Annotated in this window: 24 protein-coding genes and 1 tRNA gene; 19 read left to right on the top strand and 6 right to left on the bottom strand. The window is 67.0% G+C overall.

The window, feature by feature from the left end; genetic code table 11:
* Positions 1-70: 70 nt before the first annotated feature.
* From queF to ACIQ51_RS04670, 5 genes are all read left to right on the top strand, one after another.
* Complete coding sequence (gene queF / locus ACIQ51_RS04690) at positions 71-460, top strand: preQ(1) synthase (RefSeq protein ID WP_396203849.1); 390 nt, start codon at positions 71-73, stop codon at positions 458-460.
* A gap of 121 nt (positions 461-581) precedes the next feature.
* Positions 582-654, top strand: a tRNA-Phe gene (locus ACIQ51_RS04685).
* Positions 625-1560 carry a Nif3-like dinuclear metal center hexameric protein gene (locus ACIQ51_RS04680; protein WP_396203848.1) on the top strand — a complete coding sequence of 312 codons (936 nt, stop codon included), beginning with the start codon at positions 625-627 and terminating at the stop codon, positions 1558-1560. Before ACIQ51_RS04685 ends, ACIQ51_RS04680 begins: the two co-directional genes overlap by 30 nt.
* 73 nt (positions 1561-1633) lie before the next feature.
* Positions 1634-2551 carry a DUF6528 family protein gene (locus ACIQ51_RS04675; protein ID WP_396203847.1) on the top strand — a complete coding sequence of 306 codons (918 nt, stop codon included), beginning with the start codon at positions 1634-1636 and terminating at the stop codon, positions 2549-2551.
* Positions 2552-2759: 208 nt separating this feature from the next.
* Positions 2760-3350, top strand: coding sequence for a type II CAAX prenyl endopeptidase Rce1 family protein (locus ACIQ51_RS04670; RefSeq protein ID WP_396203846.1), 591 nt, complete (start codon positions 2760-2762; stop codon positions 3348-3350).
* A gap of 35 nt (positions 3351-3385) precedes the next feature.
* Here the strand turns inward: ACIQ51_RS04670 and ACIQ51_RS04665 are convergent, their stop codons facing one another.
* The gene (locus ACIQ51_RS04665; protein ID WP_396203845.1) at positions 3386-3931 is read right to left on the bottom strand and encodes a hypothetical protein; all 546 of its coding nucleotides are present in this window, start codon (positions 3929-3931) and stop codon (positions 3386-3388) included.
* Positions 3932-4062: 131 nt separating this feature from the next.
* Between ACIQ51_RS04665 and ACIQ51_RS04660 the strand changes: the two genes are divergently transcribed.
* From ACIQ51_RS04660 to ACIQ51_RS04650, 3 genes are all read left to right on the top strand, one after another.
* Entirely contained in the window at positions 4063-4989 is a 927-nt protein-coding gene (locus ACIQ51_RS04660; RefSeq protein WP_396203844.1) for a DMT family transporter, read from the top strand.
* Between the two features lie 152 nt (positions 4990-5141).
* On the top strand, positions 5142-5933 hold the full coding sequence (locus tag ACIQ51_RS04655; RefSeq protein ID WP_396203843.1) for an SGNH/GDSL hydrolase family protein: 792 nt from the start codon (positions 5142-5144) through the stop codon (positions 5931-5933).
* A gap of 10 nt (positions 5934-5943) precedes the next feature.
* A complete protein-coding gene (locus ACIQ51_RS04650) occupies positions 5944-6564 on the top strand; it encodes a hypothetical protein (protein ID WP_396203842.1) in 621 nt (206 codons plus the stop codon).
* Between the two features lie 20 nt (positions 6565-6584).
* Here ACIQ51_RS04650 and ACIQ51_RS04645 read toward each other — a convergent pair whose 3' ends face one another.
* Positions 6585-7484, bottom strand: coding sequence for a hypothetical protein (locus ACIQ51_RS04645; protein ID WP_396203841.1), 900 nt, complete (start codon positions 7482-7484; stop codon positions 6585-6587).
* A gap of 58 nt (positions 7485-7542) precedes the next feature.
* Between ACIQ51_RS04645 and queD the strand changes: the two genes are divergently transcribed.
* The 4 genes from queD (at position 7543) to ACIQ51_RS04625 (ending at position 13536) form a co-directional block, all read left to right on the top strand.
* Complete coding sequence (queD, locus tag ACIQ51_RS04640; protein WP_396203870.1) at positions 7543-7896, top strand: 6-carboxytetrahydropterin synthase QueD; 354 nt, start codon at positions 7543-7545, stop codon at positions 7894-7896.
* Positions 7897-7940: 44 nt separating this feature from the next.
* A complete protein-coding gene (locus tag ACIQ51_RS04635; RefSeq protein WP_396203840.1) occupies positions 7941-10346 on the top strand; it encodes a TonB-dependent receptor in 2406 nt (801 codons plus the stop codon).
* A 90-nt stretch (positions 10347-10436) separates the two neighbouring features.
* A complete protein-coding gene (locus tag ACIQ51_RS04630; RefSeq protein WP_396203839.1) occupies positions 10437-11012 on the top strand; it encodes a type 1 periplasmic binding fold superfamily protein in 576 nt (191 codons plus the stop codon).
* A gap of 109 nt (positions 11013-11121) precedes the next feature.
* Positions 11122-13536, top strand: a complete 2415-nt coding sequence (locus ACIQ51_RS04625) for a DPP IV N-terminal domain-containing protein (protein ID WP_396203838.1) — start codon at positions 11122-11124, stop codon at positions 13534-13536.
* Between the two features lie 26 nt (positions 13537-13562).
* Here ACIQ51_RS04625 and ACIQ51_RS04620 read toward each other — a convergent pair whose 3' ends face one another.
* On the bottom strand, positions 13563-14720 hold the full coding sequence (locus ACIQ51_RS04620) for an MFS transporter (protein WP_396203837.1): 1158 nt from the start codon (positions 14718-14720) through the stop codon (positions 13563-13565).
* A gap of 45 nt (positions 14721-14765) precedes the next feature.
* Here ACIQ51_RS04620 and ACIQ51_RS04615 point away from each other — a divergent pair, with 45 nt between their 5' ends.
* From ACIQ51_RS04615 to ACIQ51_RS04595, 5 genes are read left to right on the top strand one after another with little or no spacing between them, the layout of a single operon-like run.
* Positions 14766-15197, top strand: a complete 432-nt coding sequence (locus ACIQ51_RS04615) for a hypothetical protein (protein WP_396203836.1) — start codon at positions 14766-14768, stop codon at positions 15195-15197.
* Between the two features lie 48 nt (positions 15198-15245).
* Positions 15246-16721: a class I adenylate-forming enzyme family protein gene (locus ACIQ51_RS04610; RefSeq protein WP_396203835.1), complete on the top strand. Its 1476-nt coding sequence runs from the start codon at positions 15246-15248 to the stop codon at positions 16719-16721.
* On the top strand, positions 16709-17995 hold the full coding sequence (locus tag ACIQ51_RS04605; protein ID WP_396203834.1) for an SLC13 family permease: 1287 nt from the start codon (positions 16709-16711) through the stop codon (positions 17993-17995). The genes ACIQ51_RS04610 and ACIQ51_RS04605 overlap by 13 nt, the downstream gene beginning before the upstream one ends.
* 49 nt (positions 17996-18044) lie before the next feature.
* The gene (locus tag ACIQ51_RS04600) at positions 18045-19205 is read left to right on the top strand and encodes a helix-turn-helix transcriptional regulator (protein WP_396203833.1); all 1161 of its coding nucleotides are present in this window, start codon (positions 18045-18047) and stop codon (positions 19203-19205) included.
* Complete coding sequence (locus ACIQ51_RS04595) at positions 19202-20188, top strand: helix-turn-helix transcriptional regulator (RefSeq protein ID WP_396203832.1); 987 nt, start codon at positions 19202-19204, stop codon at positions 20186-20188. Before ACIQ51_RS04600 ends, ACIQ51_RS04595 begins: the two co-directional genes overlap by 4 nt.
* A gap of 41 nt (positions 20189-20229) precedes the next feature.
* On the opposite strand, the gene ACIQ51_RS04590 is transcribed toward ACIQ51_RS04595, so the two are convergent.
* On the bottom strand, positions 20230-20601 hold the full coding sequence (locus ACIQ51_RS04590; RefSeq protein WP_396203831.1) for a phage holin family protein: 372 nt from the start codon (positions 20599-20601) through the stop codon (positions 20230-20232).
* A gap of 8 nt (positions 20602-20609) precedes the next feature.
* On the opposite strand from ACIQ51_RS04590, the gene ACIQ51_RS04585 reads away from it, so the two are divergent.
* Both ACIQ51_RS04585 and ACIQ51_RS04580 read left to right on the top strand, forming a co-directional pair.
* Positions 20610-21983 carry a phosphatidylserine/phosphatidylglycerophosphate/cardiolipin synthase family protein gene (locus tag ACIQ51_RS04585; protein WP_396203830.1) on the top strand — a complete coding sequence of 458 codons (1374 nt, stop codon included), beginning with the start codon at positions 20610-20612 and terminating at the stop codon, positions 21981-21983.
* A gap of 205 nt (positions 21984-22188) precedes the next feature.
* Positions 22189-23112: a universal stress protein gene (locus tag ACIQ51_RS04580; protein WP_396203829.1), complete on the top strand. Its 924-nt coding sequence runs from the start codon at positions 22189-22191 to the stop codon at positions 23110-23112.
* Positions 23113-23151: 39 nt separating this feature from the next.
* Here ACIQ51_RS04580 and ACIQ51_RS04575 read toward each other — a convergent pair whose 3' ends face one another.
* A complete protein-coding gene (locus ACIQ51_RS04575) occupies positions 23152-24165 on the bottom strand; it encodes an MlaD family protein (protein WP_396203828.1) in 1014 nt (337 codons plus the stop codon).
* Positions 24166-24187: 22 nt separating this feature from the next.
* Positions 24188-24346, bottom strand: a complete 159-nt coding sequence (locus ACIQ51_RS04570) for an ABC transporter permease (RefSeq protein WP_396203869.1) — start codon at positions 24344-24346, stop codon at positions 24188-24190.
* Between the last annotated feature and the right edge of the window lie 10 nt (positions 24347-24356).

Genomic DNA, 24356 nt, shown 5'->3' with positions numbered 1-24356 from the left:
AGCCCGGTGTTTCCGGACAGCACAGGCCGTTGATGCGGCAGGCCCTTGGAGCCCACGATAGAATTGACACATGCCCAAGCCCGAACTCCTCGAAACCTTCCCCAATCCGTACGCGGACCGGAAGTACGAGATCTACATGGAGACCGCCGAGTTCACGTCGCTCTGCCCGTTGGGTGGGGTGGAGACGGACGCGGTGGAGCTCAAGCTGCTCGAAGGCGGTGCGCCCGACTTCGCGACCATCCGCATCACCTACACGCCGGCCGAGGTGTGCCTCGAGCTGAAGAGCCTGAAGCTGTATTTCTGGAGCTTCCGGAACGACGGCATTTTTTACGAGCGTGCGGTGAACCGCATTCTGGACGACCTGGTGGCGGCGTGCACGCCGCATCACATGACCGTCGTGGGTGATTTCAGCGTGCGCGGCGGCCTCAAGAGCATCATCACCGCCAGCTACGATCGCTGAACGGCGGCATCCGGCGGGCGGTCCCGGGTCGGGTGGGTTCCTTTCCGGAGCGGTCCGGCTATATTGGAGGGCTCCCGCTGGTGTGGCCGAGGCAGTGCCTCGGTCGCTAGCGCGGGGTGACGGCTTGGTAGCTCAGTTGGTAGAGCAGCGGACTGAAAATCCGCGTGTCGGCGGTTCGATTCCGTCCCAAGCCACTTCCACAGCAGAACGGCGCCCTGACCTCGTCGGGGCGCCGTTTTGCGTGGTGTCGCCGACGCCAGTTCGCGGCGCCTCGCGCCTCGCGCCTCGCGCCTCGCACCGTGGCCGATGTCCTCCGAGCCATTGAGGCGGCCATGCCCCTCCGCGCGGGCACTACCACGACCGTTGATCGGATCATCGTCGGGAATGCCGAGGTCCCACTGACCGGGATCATCACCACGATGTTTCCGACTATGGGTGTGCTCCGCGAGGCCGTCGCCCGCCGCGCCAATCTTCTGGTGGTGCACGAGCCGACCTTCTATCAGGCATCGGATGATGTATCCGCCCTCGACGGCGATCCGGTTTACGCCGAAAAGCGCGCGTTCATCGAACGGCACGGTCTTGTGATCTTCCGCAATCACGACCGGATTCATGCGTGTGATCCCGATGGCGTGCGGTTTGGTATCGTCGAAGCGCTCGGGTGGGGGGCGGCGTTCAATCCGACAGTGCCACGCATCGTGGACATCGCGCCCACGTCGCTCGGCGACATCATGGCGATGGTGGCGCAACGACTCGATGCCCCCAATCTTCACTACATCGGCGATCCCACGATGCTGGTACGCCGCATGCACATCAGCCCCGGCTACAACAGCTTCCGCTCCGTTCTGCCCGTCTGGCGTGAGCACAATCCGGACCTGCTCATCGCAGGCGAAATCTTCGAATGGGAGGCCGCCGAATACTTCCGGGACGCGGTGGCCCTTGGCCACCGCAAGGCGGTCCTCTTTACCGGGCATTCGGTCAGCGAAGAACCGGGATCGGCATGGATGGCTACATGGTTGAAAGCGATCGCGCCGACGACGCCCATTCATCACATCCCGAGGGGTGAGCCGGTTGCCCGATTCCCCTCCGCCAGCGGGCGGTAAGTGCAACGCTGACGGGCGGCCACGGCGCGGGGGATCAGCCATGAGCGGTCGGCACAACGGCTAGATTGTCTTCATGCGAATGCCTCGATACCTCGCCACGCTCGCTCTCCTGACTGCGGCACTCCTTCCGCTGCCGCTCGCGGCGCAGGAGGTGCTCGTGTGCGGCGCCGAGGAGCTGTTCATTCTCGATATCGGCTCGCCAACGCCCGAAAAGCGCTGGAGCTGGCGGGCCAGCAACCGGCCGGAACTGCCGGAAGTCATGCGGCGCAAGTTTCAGACGATCGCCGAGTGTAAACCCACCCCAGACGGGCGGCGCCTCCTTATCGCCTCCTCCTCGCACGGGGCCGCCGTGATCGAACGGAGCACCGGTCGCGTGGAGTTCTACGCCACGGCGATGAACGGGCACTCGATCGAGCTGCTCCCCGGGAATCGCGTGGTCATTGCAGCCTCGCACGTGGCCAATGGGACGGGCGACCGTCTCAGTGTGTATGACGTGCAGCGGTCGGACGTCGAACTGTTCCATGTGGACACACCGTGGCCGCACGCCGTCATCTGGGATGCCGAGCGGCAGCTACTCTGGGCGGATTCGCAGAAAGATGTAGTGGGGTATCGGCTCACGGACTGGGGATCGACCACCCCTCGGCTCACCCCAGACGTGATCGCACCACTTCCGGACATCAATGGGCACGACATGATGCCCGTGCCTGGATCATCGCGCCTGATTCTGACCACGGCGGCACATACCTGGTTTTTTGATCGCACCACGCACCAGTTCACCAAGCACCCGCGGTTGGGTGACGCGGGCAAGGTCAAGTCAGTGGACATCGATCCAGCCAGCAACCGTCTCCTCTGGATTCAGGGCGATGGTACGACCTGGTGGAGCAACGTGCTGCGCTTCAGTGACCCGGAGGCGACGATCACGCTGCCGGGAGAGAAAGTGTACAAGGTGCGATGGATGCCGGCAGGCAGAGAGTTTCCGCGTGAGCGCTAGAGCACGCGCTTCCGTGCCTTCAGCCGATACCCGACGCCACCGATGGTGGCCCGCAGCGTCCGAACGGGCTCCGCTCGTCATCTATATCTCCACCATCGTCTTGCTCATTGCGTTCGAGACGTGGGGGAAACCGTGGGCCTTTCAGCGCGATGGGTGGGATGCGGCGGTAGGGCGTTGGCTCGGACCGGGCGCTGTCGAGTTTGAACAAATGCGGTCGTTTCAGTATTGGGGGGTGGCCAGCCTGCTGCTTCGGGTGTGCACGCCGGCGGCCATTGTGGTGTTGTGGCTCCGGGAGCCGTTAGCGTCGTACGGATTCACGCTGCGCGTACCGTTGCGGACGTTGCGTCCGTACGCGCTCGCGTTCTCGGCGATGCTGCCGGCGCTCCTCGTGGCGTCGGCCTTCCCGTCATTTCAGCGGCGGTATCCGCTCTATCCCGACGCGGCCCGCGGCGGGTGGCACTTCTGGGGCTACCAGCTCTTCTACGCCGCGCAGTTTCTCGGTGTCGAGGCGTTCTTCCGCGGCTTTGCCCTCTTTGGCTGGTCCCGCTCGCTGGGCCGTGACGCGGTCTGGGTGCTCACAATTCCGTACGTGATGGTCCATTTCGGAAAGCCACTCCCCGAGGTGTTCGCGGCGATCATCGCCGGCTGGTTGCTCGGAACGTGGGCGCTCCGATCTGGCTCCTTCATCGGGGGATGGCTCCTGCATTGCGCCGTGGCGATCAGTATGGACCTGCTGGTGCTCGGGAGGCAGCTGGGTGCGCACGGCCTGATCGAACGGCTGTTCGCCACGGCGGGTTGATCAGTGGGGAGCGCCGCACCCGTGTCTCAACTCGGCTACTCCTCCAGCAGCGCGTCGCGAAAGGCGTGGTCGGGGAGCGCTTGCCTGTCGAGTTCGAGCGCGCTGCGGAAGAACTCCCGTAACTGCTGCGCATGTGTCGCGCGATCCACGTAGAGGAGCCGATCGGTCTGTACCGTGACCGGTGCGATCGTGCGCACGACGTGCGTGCCGCCCCACACCGGGGTCAGCGCGTGCGCGGCTCCTTGCCATCCGGCGGGCTGTTCGCTGCTGAGTTGGATCGCATCGGCGGAGCAGGCGTACTGCATGCACAGCATCACGCCCGCGAGAATGCGTGACGAAGCGACCGTCGCGGCTTCCGCGCTCCAGATCGGCGTGGTGCCGGCCCGTTCAACGATGAGGTCTTCCGAGTCGGCCATCTGCACGACGATCTCATGGTCATCGCGATACATGCGGGCCTTCTCGAAGCGGTGCGGCACGCGTGCGCGCTCCTGATCGAGCCACCGCCTGACCAAGTGCGAACCGTACGCCCACTCGTGCGGCGTGGCCGGCCGGCCCATCGTGTAGACCACCTCGTAGCGCATGCATGGCTCCCGGTTGAAGCGCGTCGCACATCCTGGTGCGGTGCATCTCCTCGTCCCTGGTACCCGATTCACCTCGAAATGATCGCGGGTGCTGACTAGCCAATTGCTGCCCGTGTCAGCATATCCCGCTGGTGCACACGACCACGTCTTCCACGACGGCCTCCGCGCCGTCACTCGATCGGCAACGCGCCGCTGCTCGCGCGGCATTGGCCGCCACGGCGGCGTGCCTCTGTTTCGGCGCATCGGTGGTGGCTACGCGGTTCGTCGTGCAGCAGACCACGCCGATCGTGCTGGCGTGCATGCGGTATGTGATTGCCACCGTGTGCATGCTGCTGGTGCTGGGGAAACGAGCGTTTCCGGCCATGCCCTGGCGAGACCGTCGGGCGATCGCGGTGCTGGGAGTGCTCTTTTTTGGCGTGTTCCCGTGGAGCTTCAGCGCCTCGCTCACCCATCTGCCCGCCACGCATGTGGCACTGATCGTCGCCACGAATCCACTGGTCACGCTGGGTTTCTCCGCGTGGCGCGGGGTCGAGCGCATCACGGCGCCGGCGTTGGCGGGGCAGCTGCTCGCCTTCGCGGGGCTGGTGCTGGCGTTGCCACCAATTGCGGCCGCCGGCGAGACGGGAGCTGTGTGGATCGGCTATCTCGAAGTCGGCATTACTGTGCTGTGCGGCGCGATCTACAACGTGTGGTCGCGGCCGCTGCTGCTGCAGTACAATCCTCTGGCCGTCACCGCGCAGTCGATGGGGATGGGCGCGCTGGCGCTTGCCCCTCTTGCACTCTGGCAGGGCGTGCCGTTGCACACGGCGACGATCACCGCCGGCGGGTGGGCGGCCGTGGCCTTTCTCGGCAGCTTCGGGGGCGCGCTGGGGTTCGGCTTGTGGATCTGGGCATTGCGCCGGTCTACGCCGTCGCGCGTGGCCGTCTTCATGGCGCTCAATCCGATCACGGCGATCGCGCTCGGTGTGTTGCTGCTGGGTGAGCCGCTGAGCCTCCGGCTATTTCTAGCGCTGGTCGCGGTACTGGGGGGCATTCATCTGGCGAACCGATCGCGATGAACCACGAGAGCACCACACACTCAGTCGCGGCGCCGCGGTACATTCCCGAGCGCCCCACCGTGTTCGCATACTCGAGACCCCTGCCGGTTATGTCGCCGCACCACCACCTCGCTCACCCCGTTCGACCCCGCCTTCTTGCGCAGGCGGCGCTTGTGGTCACCGTACTGCTGACGGCGTTGTCGCCAGCGCCGGTGTCTGGGCAACGCCCACTTGCGCCCACGCCCACCGTGAGCGCGGCGCACGCTCCGCTTCGCATCCTGTGGATCGGGAACAGCTACACCTACGTGAACGACCTGCCGCGCACCCTGACCATGCTGGCGCTGGCGGCCGGGGAACCGCGCGTACCGGCGATCACCGCCGTGCTCAAGGGCGGACAGTTCCTGCGAGGCCATACGGCACGGAAGGAGCTCGCCAGTGTAATTGCCGAGGGCTGGGACTACGTGGTGTTGCAGGACCAGAGTCTCGCGCCGATCGAGCAGCCGGATACGGTGCTGACCTACGGCCTGCGCCTCGGTACGCTCGCCAAACAGAGCGGCGCCAAGGTTCTGCTGTACGTCACGTGGCCGCGGCGCGATACCCCGCAGACCATGGGGGCCATTACGGCGACCTACACCACACTGGCCGATTCGCTCGGTGCCACCCTGGTGCCGGTGGGGCCAGCATGGATGGTGATGCGGCAGGAGGCGCCGAAGGCCGAGCTGTACCTCGACGACGGCAGTCATCCATCACCGATCGGCACGTACATCGCCGCGAGCGTGTTCTACGGCGTCCTGTACGGAAAGTCGGCCGGCGGGTTGCCACCGCAGGCGTTTTCCGTGCGCGGCAACCGCTATCTCCCGGATACCTTGCCGATGGCCGTTGCCCCCCTGACGCTGCCGGCCGACCTGGTGGCCGCTGCTCAGCGCGCGGCCGATCGTGTGCTGCAGTCCACGTCGCGACGCTGAGCAGACGGCGATGCGCGTGGCGATCGTTGGTGGGCCTGGGATCGGCAAGAGCACCCTCGTGCGGCAGCTGGGCGATCTGTATCGCAACGGCTCGTACGGGGAAGGCGAGCAGGGCGTGTGGGATCCGCGGGTGCTGGCCGATATCGAGGCCGGTCGCAATCCGGTGGGCGTGACGGCGTACTTCGCGCGGCTGTACGACGCGAACTATCGTCACGCGGCCACCCATGACGAGCCGAGCGCGGTGGTCTTGATCGAGGGCGCGCAGATCACGCTCGAGGCGCACATTGCGGAGTATCCGCCCGAGACCCACGCCGCACTGCGCGGCGTGGTGACCATGGGGGCGGACTGGTGTCCCGACCGGACCATCGTACTCACCTCGGGCACGGACACGATCGAGAAGCACATCCGATTGCGGCGGCGTCCGTTCGAGGAGGTGGAGCGGATGGTGGAGCGCTTCCTCCTGATCGACGCCGAGTTTCGCCGGCTCGCACCGCAGTATCCCGGCACCGTGCTGGTGGAACGCGACGGCCTGGAGTTTCACACGCGCGAAGGGTTGCTGGCCGTCGTTGCGGCGGCGGGGCTGCCGCCGTTTCCCGAGATTCCCTACGAGCAGATGGCACTCGCGGGCTGACCCCCCGACGGGAGGCAGGCCTACGGCGCGGCCCGCGTGTGCTTCCACACCACACGCGCCCCCGTGGCGGGATCGAGCCCCGGCACGAGTGTACTCACGGCGAGCGGCGTACTCACCGTCACGTCGCGTCCGAGTTCGGTGTGGTAGCGCGCCGAAACGAGATCCGCCACGGCCGGCACGTCGCGCGTGCTGCTATAGAGGCGCAGGGGACCAGTGGCGGCGAGGTTGAGCTGCGTCCAGGTGGCGCTGCGATCGGCGAGGAGCTGTAGCGAGTCCCCCGACGTCAGCAGGAAGCCCATGTCGCCACCGGTCACGATGCTGCGCGCCTTGTTGGTGCGCGGGATGACCCACGCTTCCACGGTGCCGTCTGCGCGGGGGACGGCGACCGCGGAGAACGGGCGATTGCGCTTGGTCCACGCGACGGTGAGCCGGCGGTTCACTTCGCGCACGGCGCGCGCTTCACGCGCGATCCGCAGTGTGTCGAGTCCCTCGGTGTAGCGTGGCCGGGTGCCGTCGAGCCGTACCATTTGCAGGCGCGTGATCTTGCGATACGCGCTGTCGATGTCGTACACCCCGCCCACCGGCACGCCGTCGCCTGTGCGCGTGCAATAAATGGCGCGCGGCGCCGCCGCGGCGCGGCCGAAGGTGCCACCGGCGCGCAGGCGCGCCACCGTGCCAACACACTGCATCCAGTAGGTGATGGTGCGTGCGCGCGTATCGGCTTCGGCGAACTGCTCGTGGAAGGCGGCGGACAGACCGTCCGCCGGCGCGGCCGGCGCGCTGTCACTGGGCGCCATCCGCACCGGCTGCGTAGCAGTTGCGACCGGTGGCGTGGCGCTGGCACAGGCGGCAAGGGCCAGCGCCGCGCCCGTCACACAGGCGATGGCGCGGAGCGAAGCAGGGCGTGAGCGAGTGAGCATCCAAGGAAGATGGTGGCATCCCTGCTCCCGCAGCTACTATTGACGCATGTCGTTACCGATCGAGATCTACAAGGAGTTCACGGTGGAGGCCGCCCACCGGCTTCCCCATGTGCCGGCCGGCCACAAGTGCGCACGGTTGCACGGCCATTCCTTCCGGATCGAGATCCGCGCGCGCGGCCCGATCGATCCTGCGCTGGGGTGGGTCATGGACTTCGCCGACATCAAGCAGGCCTTCGCGCCCATCTTCGACCAGCTCGACCATCACTACCTGAACGACATCGACGGCCTGGAGAACCCGACCAGCGAACGGCTCGCCGTGTGGATCTGGGAGCGGCTTCGCCCGACGCTGCCGGCCTTGAGCGCGGTGATCGTTCGGGAGACGTGTACGTCCGGATGCGAATACCGGGGCTGAGCCCCCTTTCCTGATTGTCGATTCTCATGTACCTTTCCTTGGTAATGAGAACCGATTCTCGCTTTCGCCTTCGTGACGCGCGCGCTCACATGCGCCCGGCGCGACTGGCCCTCGGCATCCTGATGTCGTGGGGGGCGGTGCTCCACGCGCAGGAGACGCATGGCGACCTGCGACATCTGCACGGGGTGGTGGAGTCGGCGGCGACCGGTCGACCGGTTCGCGACGCTGAGGTGGTGGTCACGTGGACGGCGGCGCGCGCGGCAGGCAGCACCAGCGCCCGGGCGGCCACCGCGCGACAGCGAACGGACGGCCATGGCCGCTTCGACCTGCGTGACCTCCCGGCGCAGTTGGTCACGCTGCGTGTGCGTGCGCTCGGCTACGCGCCCAGTGTAGGCGATGTGGATCTGCGTGGCGCTGATCGGTTGCTCACGGTGCACCTCGAGGTGGCCACGACGGTGCTGCAGGAGGTGGCGGTCCGCGCCGACACCGCGCGCGAGCGACTTGCGCGGGTGGCTGCGACGAGCACGCTCGACGCCGCCGCGCTTGCCGCCACGCGCGGGCAGACCCTCGGCGAGACGATCAAGAATCTTCCCGGCGTCGCCGTGGTGCAGTTCGGGCCGAGCATTGCGAAGCCGGTAATCCGCGGGCTCAACTCGCAGCGCGTGCTGGTGATGAACGGTGGCCTGCGTCAGGAAGACCAGCAGTGGGGGACGGAGCACGCGCCCAACATCGACAGTTTCGAAGCGAATGCCGTGACGGTGGTGCGTGGCGCGGCGACCGTATTGTACGGGCCCGATGCCCTCGGCGGGGTGGTGAAGGTGGATCACGCGGCGGTGCCCGACACGGGGCACCTGCGTGGCGACGTGGCGCTCAATGCCTTCTCCAACAGCCGTCAGGGGGCGCTCTCGATCGGAGTGGAGGGGGCCGATCTGTCACTGCCGAGTCTCGGCAGGACGGGCTACCGGTTGCGTGTCACCACGCGCGCGGCGGGCAATGGTGCGGCGCCCGACTATTACTTGTCGAACACCGGCTTCCGTGAGCTCAATGGGAGTCTCGCGCTGGGGGTGGCGCGGGATTGGGGGCGCGCGGAGCTCTCGTTGAGCCGCTTTTCCACGGAGCTTGGCGTGCTGCGACAGGCACACGTGGGCAACGCCAACGACTTGCAGCGGGCGATGACGACGGAGCCGCGCGACTCGGCCTTCAGTTACGCGATCGGTCGCCCCAATCAGCGGGTAGCGCACACCACGATGCGCGCGCGCCTGCTGCGCCAACTGCCACGGGATGGACAGCTCGACGTGGTGTACGGACTGCAGTTCAATCATCGGCGCGAGTACGACAATCACGGTCCGCTCCGCTTCCGGAACGAGCCGGCCTTCAACCTGAAGCTGTTCACCAACTCGCTCGACGTGCGATACACGCACGCCCGGTGGCGAGGCTGGCGTGGCACGATCGGCTCCAGCGCCATCGCCCAGGGAAATCAGACGCTGGGCAAGGCGTTTCTCATTCCGGGTTTCGACCTGTGGCAGGGCGCCGTGTACGCGCAGGAGGAGCTCGCCGTCGGACGATTGTCGGTGATGGCGGGCATACGCGGCGATGCGATCTCGCAGACCACGATTGCCTTTGCCGATGCAGGGATCCGGAGCCCGGCCGGTACGAAGGCGTGGCGCAACGGCTCGGGGAGTGTGGGTGCGGCGTATCTGCTGCGGGATGGTCTCGATGTCTCGGTGCGTGTGGCTCGCGCGTGGCGGCCCCCCACGGTGAACGAGCGGTACGCACAGGGTGTGCATCACGGCACGGCGCAGTACGAGCTCGGCGACGCCTCGCTTGGCGCAGAAGTGTCGCAGGGGATGGAGGGTGCGGTGCGTTACCGTGGGCGCGCGCTGCAGCTCGAAGCCGCGGCCTACAGCAATGCCGTCGATCGCTTCATCTACCTGCGGCCCACCGCGCCGGTGCAGACGATTCGCGGGGCGTTCCCCGGGTTCGCCTATGCGCAAACGGATGCGCGCCTGCGCGGTGTGGAGCTCGCGACCAGTTGGTCACCGCATGCGCGCGTGCAACTCCTGGCAAACGGCACGCTGGTGCGCGGCACCAACCGCGTGGACGGGGACCCCCTCTTCGACATGCCGGCGGACCGCGCCACGATGTCGGCGCGCTGGCTCGGTGACGCCGCATCGCGTGGCCGCTGGTATCTGGGCGCCGGCACGCTCCTGGTGCGCCAGCAGGACGGTGTGCCCAGCGGCACGGTGTACACGCTGCCCACGGCGGGGTATGCCCTGCTGCATCTCGAGGCCGGCACGACCGGCGCGCGACTGCTCGGACGCCGCGCCGACGTCTCGCTCACCGTGAATAATGCGCTCGACACGCGGTATCGCGATTACCTCAGCCGCTATCGTCTCTTCGTGAATGACGCCGGACGCGATGTGGTGTTCCGCGTCACGATGCCGTTCTGATCTCCCCGTTGGATCTGATTGTCACCCTCCCCGGTACCAATGTCCCGGTGCCCTCTGTCGTTCTTCTCTTCACGCCACATGGAGTATTCGATGCCGAAGTTCACGTCCCGTCATCCCTTCACGCTCGGCGCTGCGTTCGGCACCGCCGCCCTTCTCCTCGCCGCCTGCGGTGATTCCTCGACGGCCCCGGGCGGCGAGTCGGAAGTGATCTCGCGCGTAACGCTGACCCTGACGCCCTCCAACGGCGGGGCGGCCCTTACCACTTACATCGACGACAGTGATGGCAATGGGCCCACGGCGCCGTCTGCGCAGGTGGCCATCCCCGCGCTCGCGCGCAACGTGACGTACACCGGTACGGTGAAGTTCGAGAACCGTCTCAAGTCGCCGGCCGAAGACATCACCGCCGAAGTGTCGGCCGAAGCGAACGAGCATCGGGTGTTCTACACGGTGACGGGGACCGGCGTGACCGTCACGACCACCGATGTTGATGGCAGCAACCGTCCGTTGGGGCTGCGCTTCACCAAGGCGGTGGGTGCCACGGCCACGGCGGGCAGCACCCGCGTCGTCCTCTGCCACTACGACGGCGCCCCGAAGACGGCGGCAGCCACGTCGTGCACGGGCGAGACCGACATCGACATCGCCTTCGCGTACACGATCGCGCCGTAAGGCGCGGCTGGCCGGGACCCGAGGGGTTGAAGGGTCCGGGTCCGTGCTGCACTGTGAGGGTGTGCGCGCGGCGAGGTGGCCGCGCGCGTGGTCTCCCTCCCTCACGCCAATGCGACGATCCTTCAGCCTTCCCCTTGCCGGTGCGCTGTTGTGCGCACCGGCCCTCGTCACCGCGCAGTCGACCCGTGTGGCGGCCGACGATTACGCCCGCGCCGAACAGCTGCTGCCGTGGAACGCGAGCCGCCTCGTGACGGGCGACGAAGTGACTCCCACGTTCCTCAAGGACGGCAACCGCTTCTGGTATCGCAACAAGACGCGGAGCGGCGCCGAATACGTGGTGGTGGACCCGGTGACCAACACGCGCGGGTTGCTCTTCGACAACGCGCGTCTCGCTGCCACGATGAGCCTCGCGGCTGACACCACCTACGATCCCGATCGTCTGCCGTTCCGGGCGTTCCGCTTCGGCAACGACGGCGATGATGAGCGCACGATCGAGTTCCGCACGGGCAAGCGGCAGTTCGCCTGCAACATCGTGAGCTACAGCTGCGTCGCGAAGGATACGAGCTACAACGAGTCGGGGTACGTGTTGTCGCCCGACCGCACGCGCGAGGCGTTCGTGATCGGCAACGATCTCTACGTTCGCGCACGTGGCGGCAAGGGGGATACCACACGACTCACCACCGACGGCGAGAACCTCTTCGCCTACGGCGTCACGGCAATCACCCCCCAGCAAGCGCTGCGCGGCTCCCTCACGCGGCGTCCCAACCTGCGCTGGAGCCCCGACTCGAAGAAGTTGCTGGTCGTGCGCATGGATCAGCGGCGCGTGGGGCTGATGCCGTACGTGAGCTACACATCGCAGCGGCCACGCCTGTTCACGCAGCCGTACGCCCTGCCGGGTGACAGCATCGTACCCACGCCGCACTTCTACGTGATCGATGTGGCGACGAAGAAGAGCACGAAGGTCGATGTGCCCGTGCGCTTCAACCTGGCCAACATCGGCGGCTCACTCCGTGATTCCACGTGGACACCTACCTCCGACAAGGCGTACATCAGCGGGCTCGCCCGCGCCTCGAAGGCCGCGTACCTGGTCGAAGTGGATGCGGCCACCGGCAAGGGCACGCTGATCGCCAAGGACACGGGCAAGACCTATGTGGAGATCGCCAGTCCACGTGACCCCGAGAGCTGGCAGGTGCTCACGTCGGGCGAGGTGGTATGGTGGTCGGAGCGCGACGGCTACGGACATCTGTGGTTGCTCAACCGCGATGGCACCGTGAAGCGCCAGATTACCGGCGGCACGTGGCAGGTGGGTGCGGTGCAGCATGTGGACGAGGTCACGCGCACGGTGTGGTTCACCGCGCGCGGCCGCGAGCACGACCAGCTGGTGTACAACACGCATCTCTATCGCACGTCACTCGACGGCGGCCCGGTCCAGCGGCTCACCACCGACACGCTGCATCACGACATCACCATGAGCCCGAGCGGCAAGTACGTGGTGGACCGTGCCAGCGCGATTGCCGTGGCGCCCGTGACCGTGCTGCGCGATGCCGCCACCGGGCGTATCCTCCGCACGCTCGAGAAGGCCGATGTGTCGCAGCTGGTGGCGCAGGGCTGGAAGCGAGCGGTGCCCTTCACCGTCAAGGCGCGTGACGGTCTCACCGACATTCACGGCGTGATGTACCTGCCGGCGAGGCTCGACAGCACGAAGCACTATCCGATCATCTCGCACATCTATCCCGGCCCGCAGGTGGGATCAGTGGGTGCGTGGAGCTTCAAGAGCAGCGGCGAACCGTTCGCCTTGGCCGAGTTGGGCTTCGTGGTGGTGCAGGTCGATCACCTCGGCACGCCGGGTCGGTCGAAGGCCTTTCACGACAACTACTACGGCAACTTCACCGACAACGGTCTCCCCGATCACATCGCGGCGATCAAGCAGCTTGGCTCGCGCCATGCGTTCATCGATCTCGAGCGAGTGGGCATTTTCGGACACTCCGGTGGTGGGTTTGCCAGCACGGATGCGATCCTCCGCTACCCGGAGTTCTTCTCCGTGGCGGTGTCGGGCGCCGGCAATCACGACAACCGCTCGTACAACATCTACTGGGCGGAGAAGTATCAGGGGCTGCTGCGTCGCGACAGTACGCGTCGTGGTGAGGACAACTTCACGTCCTCGGCCAACAAGACCTACGCAGCCAACCTTCGTGGCAAGCTGCTGCTGATGCACGGGGACATGGACGACAACGTGCATCCTGCCATGACGATCCAGGTGGTCGATGAGCTGATCAAGGCGAATCGCACCTTCGACCTGATCATGGCGCCCAACCGTGCGCACGGCCTCAACGAGGCGTACTTCATCCGTCGGCGCTGGGACTACTTCGTGGAGCATCTTGGCAAGGCCACGCCTCCCGACAACTACCGCATGACGCCGGCCGCCGGGCAGGGTGGCTTCAGTACCGACGACGGACCGGACTGGAATGATCTCTGGAATCGCGGTGCGTTCGATGAACTGCTGGTGCCGGTGATCACGCCGTAGCCGCTCGGTGCTGTGCGTTCATACCGTCACGTTGCGCCGGCGTTACGCCGGCGCGACGCGATGAATGCGGTACCGACGAGACAGATCAGGGCACCCGCTACGAACGGGCCGGAAAGTCCCACGACCTTCGCCACGCCGCTGCCAATGACGGGACCGATGACCCGGCCCAGCGACGCCGCGCCCTGGTATGCCCCCAGCACCCCGCCACGCTCGTTGCTGGCAGCACTCGACGCGACGAGCCCGCTCATGCTGGGGTTGAAGAGCGCCGAGCCGATGCTGAACACCGACAATGTGGTGAGCAGAGAGACCAGATCGTGTGCGAGGGGCACGCCGGCGATCCCGATGGCCACGAGGATTGTGCCCCACCAGGCAAGTCGTCGGGCACCGAAGCGGGTGGTGAGACGACCGATGATCCCCACTTGCACGCTCACCGAGATGACGCCGGTGAAGCCGTAGACCCATCCCAGCGATCGTGGGCCCATGGCCAGCCGTTCGGCGGAGAAGAGCGCCAGCGTGCTTTGCATGAGCGATACCGCTGCCACCACGACGACCGTGGCGACGAGCAGCCCGCGCAGGACGGGGCGTTGCAGGTACACCGCCATCCTGGTGCGCGGCGCATGGCGTTGGCGCCGCTTGTCGGCGGGGAGCGACTCGGGGAGCCGCACCAGCGTGAGCACGAACGCCACCAGTGACATGATCGCGGCCGCGTATGCGACCTGGGCGAGCGAACTACCATCATCACCACCGGCCAGCAGGCCGCCGATGGCTGGGCCCAGAATGAACCCCATGCCGAACGCCGATCCCAGCAGCCCGAGGGCGCGCGGGCGGGTGGCGTCGGTCGTGATGTCCGTGGTGTAGGCGTAGGCCGCGGAAATGTTGCCCGCCGCCAGTCCGGCGATGAGTCGTGACACGGCCAAGGCGGCGCCGGTATCGGCGTGCGCCAGCATCCACGACGACGCGGCGTTGGCGAGCAAGGTGAGGAGAAGCACCGGCCGCCGTCCCACGCGGTCGGACAGGCTGCCCCAGAGCGGTGCCCCGACCAACTGACCGGCCGAGTACAGGCCGAGGAAGAAGATGACCGACGACGGCGACACCCCGAGCCGTTCGGCGTAGAAGGGGAAGACCGGGATGATCATCCCGAATCCGACCAGGTCGAGGAAGACGACGAGGAAAAGCGTGATCACGAGGGGTGGGCTGGCTGAGCGGCGTGCTGCGGCGAAGATTGAGGCATGGCTGACGCCTCACGAATTCTCGAAGATCTGCAGGATGCGGTAGAACGCATGCACGTGCTGTCTCGTTCACCGCGGGTGGTGGTGGCTCGCGGCCGCCGCGATGAGGGGGCCCGGCCCATGGCGTGGCAGGTGCTCTTCGAGCGCAGCCTCGGCGCCGAGCGTCCGTCGCTGCAATATCGCGGCGTGGGTGGGGTCCGGCTGCAGGCCGTGCTTGCCAACGGGTACGACAGCGACCCGACGCTCGCGCCGGGGTGGTCGCACCCCCGACTGGGGGAGGCGATGGCCACCGGGCCAGTGATTCAGGTGTTCCGCGCCGACCGCCTTCCCGACGACGTGAGCCGCGCGCTGGTGGGCGTGATCGTGTTCGAGGAAGACGGCCTCACGCTCGCGGGTGTGCGGGCGCTGACGGGTGAGCTGGGGTTGCGGTGAGGCCGTGATTGATGGCGCGGGGGTACGCGAAACGGTACCTTCCGCGCCATGTCACTGTTGGGACTCTTTGATCGGGCATTACTCGGGCGCGCGGCACAGCCAGCGCTCGAATTCGAAGGTGCTGCCGGACACGTTGAACGGTTCACCTTCGGTGACCTCGAGCGGCGCAGCAATCAGCTGGCGGCCACGTTGCGTGCCCGTGGCGTACAGCGTGGCGATCGCCTCGCGTTCTATCTCGCCAATCAGCCCGCCATCGTGGATCTGTGGCTGGCGTGCGTGAAGCTGGGTGTGATCGCGGTGCCGATCAATGTGCTCTATCGCGGTCGGGAGATCGCGCACATCGTGAGCGATGCCGAGCCGGTGGCCGTGGTCACCACGGCCGAGCAGGCCTCGATGCTCCCCGAGCACACCGTCTGGTGGGACGTGCAGGTGCTGGCCGGCGAGATGACGCAGGCGCCGTCGGTGCGCGGGAGTGAGCCCTGCGGAGCCGATACCCCGGCGGCGCTCGTGTACACGAGCGGGACGACTGGTGCCTCGAAGGGCGCGATCCTGACCCACGGCAACTTCGCCGCCAACGGCCTCGCGCTGGTGCAGGCCTGGGAGATCGGCGAGGCGGACCGTTACCTCGCCGTGCTTCCGCTCTTCCACGTGCACGGGCTGGGCAACGGCCTGCATGTGTGGCTGATGAGTGGCTGCCACATGAAGCTTGTGGAACGCTTCGAACACGAGCGCGCGCGCTCGTTGTTCCGCGACTATCGCCCCACGGTGTTTTTTGGCGTCCCCACGATCTATGTGCGGCTCCTCGAGCTGCCCGAGGTCGCGGCTCGCGAGATCGGCCGCGGCATGCGGCTGTTCGTCTCGGGATCGGCGCCCCTGCCCGCGCCGGTACTCACCGCCTTCGCCGAGCGTTTCGGGCACGTGATCCTCGAGCGATACGGGATGACGGAAACGCTCATGAACGTGAGCAATCCGTACCACGGGGAGCGACGGGCCGGCACGGTGGGGCTCCCGCTGCCGCTCACCGCGGTGCGCATCGTGGACGAGTCGTTGCAGGACGTTCCTGCCGGTACGAGCGGTGAGCTGCTGGTGCGTGGTGCCAACGTGTGTGCGGGGTACTGGAAGCGTCCCGACGCGGAGGGCGTCGCCTTCGTGAACGGCTGGTTCCGCACGGGAGACGTGGGGGTACGTGCGCCTGACGGGTACATCACGCTCGAAGGGCGGCGTAGTGACCTGATCATCTCCGGTGGCTTCAACATCTATCCGCGTGAGATCGAAGAGGTACTGACCGAGTTGCCCGGGGTCCGTGAGGCGGCGGTGGTGGGTGTGAAAGACGCAAAGCGTGGGGAGGTGCCCGTGGCGTACGTGGTATGCGACGACACGTGTGATCTCGAGGGTGTTGCGGCACAGGTCCGTGCGCAATTGGCGTCGTTCAAGGTGCCGCGCGGCTTCGTGCAGGTCGATGCGCTGCCCCGCACGGCGCTGGGCAAGGTGCAACGTCATCTGTTGCCGCCGTGGACGCCGTAACCGGCACAATGCTCACGTCGCCGGCGGTCTTGTCGCTGGTGGCACTGCTGCTGGTGGTGGCTGCGAGCCTGACGTCGCGGATCAACGTGGGTGTGCTGGCGGTGGTGCTGGCCTGGCTGGTGGGCGTGTTCGCCGCCGGGTGGAAGGTGGAGCAGGTGATGAACGCGTTTCCGTCGTCGCTCTTCCTCACGTTGCTGGGTGTCACGCTGCTCTTCGGCGTGGCGCAGGCCAACGGCACGATGGAGGCCATCACGCACACCGGTATCCGAGCACTGCGCGGCCACACCGCACGGTTGCCGCTGCTCCTCTTCGCGCTCGCGTGTGCGATTTCGAGTGCGGGGCCTGGGGCGATCGCCACCACCGCGCTGCTGGCACCGCTGGCCATGCGTCTCGCGCACGGTGCGCGCATGCCCATGCTGCTGGCGGCGTTGATGGTTGGCAACGGCGCGAATGCCGGGAATCTTTCACCGATCAGCGCGATCGGCGTGCTCGTGCTCGACCTGATGGACACGGCGGGGCTGGGTGGCCATGCACTCAACGTGTGGACCGCCAACTTCGCCGCGCACGCGCTGGCGGCGGCCGTGGCCTGGGCGCTCTTTGGCGGTCCCGCGATGCGCCAGACGCCGCCGATCGACACGGCGCTGGGCACGATCCGCCTCACGCGCGCACACACCATCACGATCGGCGTGCTGGCGGTGTGGGTCGCCGCGGTGGTGTTGCTATCACTGCCGCCGGGATTGGCGGCATTCGCGGCCGCTGCCGTGCTGGTGGTGGCGAAGGTGGGTGAAGACGGCGCGATGCTGAAGCAGGTGCCGTGGCCCGTGCTGGTGATGGTGTGTGGCGTGAGTGTGCTGATCGGTGTGCTCGACAAGACCGGCGGTATGGAGTTGTTCACCGATCTGTTGGCGCGCCTTGCCACGCCGTCTTCGGTGAACGGCGTGATGGCGGGTGTGACGGGGCTGCTGTCCACGTACAGCTCCACGTCTGGCGTGGTGTACCCCGCATTTCTTCCGGCGGTGCCGGGGCTTGTGGCAAAGCTCGGCGGGGGTGACGCGCTGCAGGTGGCGTTGAGTATCAACGTGGGTGCCGCGTTGGTGGACGTCTCACCCCTCTCCACGATCGGCGCGTTGTGCATCGCGGCGGTACCCGCCGGTGAGGAGGGGCGCCCCGGTCAGCAGCGCGCACTGTTCCGTGCTCTGCTGTTGTGGGGGTTCGCCATGTGCGTGGCGGGCGCCCTGTTCTGTCAGCTGTTCATCCGCCTGTTTGCGTGGTAAGGCCGCGCCCGGTGCGATGATTGTCAGTCGGTTATCCTAGCTTCGGCCCATGTCTGCTTCCGACAAACTCCTTCGCTGGCTCGATGTGATTGCGTCGCTGCTTGGTCGCCGCTATCCGGTGGCGCTGTCTGATCTTCGTCGCGACGTGCCTGGCTACGACGATCCCACCGTGCAGGAGAACAGCATCCTTCGCATGTTCGAGCGTGACAAGGATGAACTGCGCGAGCTCGGCGTGGTAATCGATACGCTGCCCCCGGACAGTGAAGGGGTGGTGAAGTATCAACTTCGGAAGCACGACTTCTACCTGCCGTTCCTGTCAGTGTGCGAGACCATGTTGCCGGCGCAGACCGATGTGCGACAACAGCCGCGCACGGCTGGACCCGGAAGCAGCCGAGGCGTGGCCACGCTCGTGTTGACGCCCGACGCCTGCCATACGCTCCGACGCGCAGCGGCACGTGTGGCGGGCCTCGGTCATGAGGAGCTCGCGAACGACGCCACGGCCGCGTTGCGTAAGCTGCAGTTTGACATCGAGGACTTTGCGCAGAGCCTTCCTGCAGCGGCGGTCCTGCAGGTGGACGGCACGGCGTTTGATACCCTCACCGATGCGGTCGCGCTGCGCAAGCGCATTCACTTCACGTACCACAGCATGGCGCGCGATGAGCAGGCTGTGCGTACGGTCGATCCCTACGGGCTGATTTTTCTCACCGGCCACTGGTACCTCGTGGCGCACGACGTGGAGCGCGAGGCGCTCCGTCAGTTCCGCGTGAGTCGCATCCGCGACGCCGCCATGTCCAACAATCGGAAGCAGCACCCGGACTTCGACATCCCTGCCGGGTTCAACCTGTCGGCGTATGCGGCATCGCGTCAGGCGTGGGAGATCGGCAACGGTGGCGAGTGCCATGTGCTCGTGGTCTTCACGGGTGCGTCGGGCAATGGGATGCAAGGCCAGCAGCTCGGCGATCCAGTGGCACCGGACCACCCGGCACACGGTGCGCATGATGGTGCGCATGATGGTGTGCTGCGCGCGTTCCGTGTCCGCCGTCGCGACGTGTTCCTGCGCTGGGTGCTCTCGTTTGCCGGCGACGCGCGCCCCGTATCCCCACCGGAGGTGGTGGAGGAGTGGTACGCGCTGTTGCGCGACACACGCGCTGCACACGCCAGCATCGCGCCGGTAGCCGCGTTGGTAGACGAGCCCGGAGGTGTCCAGTGATTCGCGCCGACGATCGCCTCCAGCGGTTGCTGCTGGCCTTTCCGCTCATGGCCGACGAGCCCAATCTCACGCTCGACGACATCGCGCAGCGTATCGGTACGAGCACCAAGGTGCTCGCCAGGGACTTCGCCTCCCTCGAGCGGTACGACGTGCCCGCCGGTTGGGTCGACACCGTGCAGGTGGTGATCGATGACCAGGGGGCCTCGATGCGTTCGGCCAACTTCCATCGGCCGCAGCGACTCAATCGCCCGGAGATGCTCGCGCTCGAGCTGGGGCTGCGCATGTTGCAGCAGGAACTGCCGGTCGATGAACGTGAGGCGGTCGCGCAGGTGCGCACCCAGCTGCAGGCCATGAGCGTGCGGCGTGTGTCGAGTGTGACGGACCAGCGTGCTGGCGGCGAGCCCATCGTGGAGCGCCGGGAAGGTGCCACGGAAGTGGAAAGCGCCCCGGAAGCGCAGCTGGCGTCGCTCGCCACGCTGCATGTGGCGCTCGAGCGGCGCGAAGTGGTTGCGCTGGACTACCGCCGCCCGGATGAGGGGCAATCGTCGGTGCGGCGGGTCCGTCCGTACGCGCTGGTACGCGCCGATGCGCACGTATACATGGTGGCCTACTGCGAACGCGCCGACGCGCTGCGCATATTCCGGCTCGACCGCATGGTGGGTGTGTCACTTACCGGTGATGGATTCGACCCCCCGGTCGGGTTCAGCGTGCAGGACGTACTGCAGGGGGGGCGCGTATTCCGGCGCGACGAGCCGCCCGGGGATACGCTCGTGGTCCGTTATTCGTCCCGGGTGAGCCGGTGGATCGCCGAACGTGAGCACCGATCACTCGACGAGCAGGGAGAGCTGGTGGTGGAGTATCCTCTCGCCGACGAAGCGTGGGCGGTGCGCCACGTTCTGCAGTACGGGCCCGACGCCGTGATCCTGCAGCCGGTGGCGCTGCGTGACCGGGTGGCGGCGGTACTCGATGCGCTACTGCCGTGACCCGCTGCCAGCAGGACCCGTGGCAGCGGGGCACCAACCGGTCAGTCGTTGTCGTCTTCGCTCGGGATGAACATCCAGCTCAGCACCGTACTCACCAGGCTGACCAGTAGCGCGCCCAGGATGGCCGCGCCGAAGCTGTCCACATGAAAGGGAATGTCGAGCCGCTTGGCGAGCAGGCTGGTGATGAGCAGCATGGCGCCGTTGAGCACCAGCGTGAACAGCCCGAGCGTGAGAATCAGCACGGGGAGCGAAAAGAATGCGAGAATGGGACGAATGAGCGCGTTTGCCACGCCGAACAGCAGCGACAGGCCAACCAATCCCAACGTGCTTCCAGTGTACCGGATGCCATCGATGAAGGTGGCCGCACCCCAGAGGGCTACGGCCGTGATGAGTAGGCGCAGGAGCACAGTCATGCTGCAAGATGATTGATCCGCGCCTTCCCCGCGAGTTGCGGGCGTGGCGCGCCTGGGAGGTGGCGCGCCGTTTTCCCGATGGCGTCCGCGACCCGGCGTTCCGCGCGCTCGTGCAACGGGTGGACGGCGGGCCGGTCCACCGCTGTCCCCCGGTGGCACTGCTCACCGACGGTGAAGCCGCGTTCTCCCGCATGTTGTCGGCAATCGCCTCGGCACGGTTGGAGGTGCTGCTCGAGACGTATATCCTGCGCGACGACACGCTGGGGATCTCGGTTCAGCAGGCGCTGGTGGCGGCCGCGCAGCGAGGGGTGCGCGTTTGCGTGCTGGCCGATGCCGTGGGATCGCTGGCCACGCATGATGCCTTCTGGCGTACGCTCGAAGCCGGAGGCGTGACGGTTCGCCAGTTCCACCGCTTCTGGCACCATCCGTTTGAAGCGCTTCGTCGTGATCATCGCAAGTTGCTCGTGATCGATCGTGACGTGGCGTTCACCGGCGGCATGAACATCGGTGAGGAGTACGGCTCCAGTATCCGTCGGCGGCGCGATGCCTGGCGCGACACCTTCGTGGAGGTGCAGGGATTGGTGGCGCGCGAATTGGCCGCGGTGTTCGCCGAGGGGTGGGACCGCGCGCGCGGACCGGTGTTGCCGGGGCTCGAGTACGTGAGCTGGAGCGATGCGGTGGTGCGTCGCCCCGTGGCCGGAGGGTCCTTGTCCGGTGCGCGCGCACTGCAGGCCCGGGTGCAGTGGCAGCTGGCGCAGCAACTCGGCCGGCGGCGCGATCGTCGTCGTGGCCGGCGTGTACGTCGCGAGGCCACGACGGCTGGTGACGAGGCCCCGGGGGTGGTGGTCCTCGATCCGCGTCCCGGGCGTGCCCAGCGCGAAATGCTCGCCGTGCTGGCAGCGCTGGTGGGTGGCGCACGCGAACGGCTGTGGATCACCACCCCCTATTTCGCCCCTCCCACACGGGCCCTGCGTCTGCTTGCACGGGCGGCGCAGCGTGGGGTGGACGTGCGGCTGCTGCTCCCCAGCGAGCGCACCGATGTGCCGATCGTGCGACATGCGGCCCACGGCGCGTATCAGGACCTGCTTGCCGATGGTGTGCGCATTTGGGAGTACGAGCGCGCCACCTTGCACGCCAAAACGCTCGTGGTGGACGGCTACGTGGGGCTGGTGGGGTCGTCGAACCTCGACTTCCGCTCGTTCTGGCTGAATGCCGAGTGCAACGTGCTGCTCTTCGACGAGGCGTGCGGGCACTCACTCGAGGTGGCGTACCAGCATGATCTGTCGGGAAGTCGGGAGGTGACGATCGCGTCATGGGCACAGCGAACGCGCGGGCATCGGTGGCTCGACGCCACCGCCCGCGCGCTGCGCTGGGCGTTGTAGTCGGTGTGTCGGACGACGGCCGTGGTCTGGCCCTCGATGTGCGGGGTTCCCTGACCGTGCAGGGAGTCCTCCCCGATGGAGTCTAGAGCCTCCGAGTGCGACCGTCCTTCCCGTGTCGCGTGATGCGCCGTGTCGGATCCGACGTGGGAGGCCGATGGCGTTGGCGCGAGAACCCGGGTGCTGTTCGACCGGAGGTCCCCCATCCATGTCCGCATTAGCCAACGTTCCATTGTCTGCACCGGGTCACGCTCCGTTGGTCGTCAGTGGCCCCGTCCTCGTGGCTACCGACGGGATGGCGGTGTCTCCAGATGCGTTGTTTAACGCGGGTCGTCTTGCCGCGGCGTCGTTTGGTGGCGCTGTGGAGCTCGTGGGCGTATGTGAGCCCATGCCCGGGGTGGCGGCGGGGATGGATGTGCTGCCGGTGCCGGCAGAGCTCGACGAGGCGCGTCGCGCCGCGATGTTCGACGATTTGCGTCGTTCGGTCAACGTGGCGGCGGCTGGTGACCCGGCGTGGCCCATCACGGTGCTGCTGGGATCACCGCCGCGCACCCTGGCCCGGGAGGCGGAGCGGCGGGGAGCGAGTGTGGTGGTCATGGGTATTGGTCGGCACAATCCGCTCGACCGGTTGTTCGGCACGGAAACCACCCTTGCCACGTTGCGCGAGTCGCGCGTGCCAGTGCTGGCCGTCGGCCCCAACTTTCCGGCGGCGCCGTCGCACGTGGTGGTGGGGCTCGACTTCAGCGTCGCCAGCGTGCAGGCGGCCCAGTTGGCGTTGCGGCTGCTGTCGCCAGACGGCCGCCTTACGCTCGTGCACGTGCGTCCGCGCTTCGAGCACCCGAGCGCCGACTGGCAGGTCTGGGACGCCGACTACAGCCGTACGCTGCCGCCCCTGTTCGAACAGCTGGCGCAGCAGCTCGATGTGCCCGCCGGCATCACGGTGGACACTGTGACGGTGCGTGGTGATCCCGCGCCAGCGTTGCTGGCGTTCGCGCAGCAGTCCAACGCCGATCTCGTGGCGGTGGGCACGCAGCGCCACTCCTTCTTCGAGCGTCTGGTGGTGGGCTCGGTGGCCACGCGGGTGTTGCGCACGGCGCGCGTGGCCGTGCTGGCGGTGCCGGGACGGGGGTAGCGGGGCCGCCTGACGTACCGGGACCTCGCCACGTCCATCTCAAAACATGCGCATGTTGATATAGCGCTTGGGATGCTTCTTCACGTCACTCACGAGCCCGCGGAGTTCGCGCACGAGCGAGTCGCTCTGCTGATACAGCGCAGGATCGTTGAGCATCAGCCCGAGCGTGCCGCTTCGGCTATTGGCTTTCGCAAAGATGGAGTCGGCGCGCGCGACCGCCTGCGTGAGATTCGCCTCGGTGCGGTCGAGGCGAGCGGTGAGTTCGCGCAGCTGCTGCGCGGCGGTCACCATTTCACGCGCCGCCGTCTGCGAGTTGTTCACGATCATCTGGAGCTCACCGCGACTGGTGGCTGAGTCGACGCGGCTGGAGAACGTGCTCAAACGCGCCGCCGCATCGTTGATCGTTGCCAGCCCGGTCTGCACGTTGGCACTGATCTTGTCGAGATTTTTCGATTGCACGTTGACCGTGCGTGCCAGATCACCAGACAGCTGCGCGAAGTTGCGGATGCTTTCGCGCAATTCGCGCGCGGCGGCATCGTCAAACGCGATCTCCACCCGCTCGGCCACCTTGGCCACGTCGCCGCTGATGCGGCCGGCCACGGCGGTGAGCTGCGCAATGTCTGGGAGGACTGCACCGGCCACGGTATCGCTGCCGGCGCGCGCCTCGTCGAGCGCTGCACGAAGCACGCGGTCGGCGGGTACGCCGTCACGGCTCATGACGGTGGCCTGCCACTCGCCGAAGAGACTTGCCGCCGCCAGCAGGACGACGGGATCCCGCGGGATGTCGACGGTGCGGTCGAGAGCGAGCTTGAGTACCACCCAATCGTTGTCGCCGAGGGCGATCGATTCCACACGCCCGGCACGTACGCCGCGGATCACCACGGGGTTGCCGAGCGCCACGCCGCCCACGTCGCGCGCGCGCGCAGTGAGATGACGTGTGCGACCACCGAGATCCGCCTGCTTGAGCCAAAGCGTACCGGCGATGAGGAGCGCGGTAATGGAAATCACGCTGAGGCCAACAGCAAAGTCACTCGTGCGTTTGGAGGTGCTCATACGCGAATGTCTCGGAGGTCTCTCATTTGAGCGTGCGGTTGGTGAGCCAGGTGACAGCCCAAAAGGCATCGAGCACGAGAATCATCACGGCGGAAATCACGACGGCGCGGGTGGCACTGCGGCCCACGCCCTGTGCGCCACCCATGGTGGTGAGGCCGGCACGGCAGCCAATGAGGGCCACGGCTGCGCCG

The organism is Gemmatimonas sp., assembly GCF_044344655.1.
In the GTDB taxonomy this organism is placed as follows: domain Bacteria; phylum Gemmatimonadota; class Gemmatimonadetes; order Gemmatimonadales; family Gemmatimonadaceae; genus Gemmatimonas.
The sequence above is the reverse complement of the archived record's forward strand: the minus strand, read 5'-3'. Positions and strand labels throughout refer to the sequence as shown.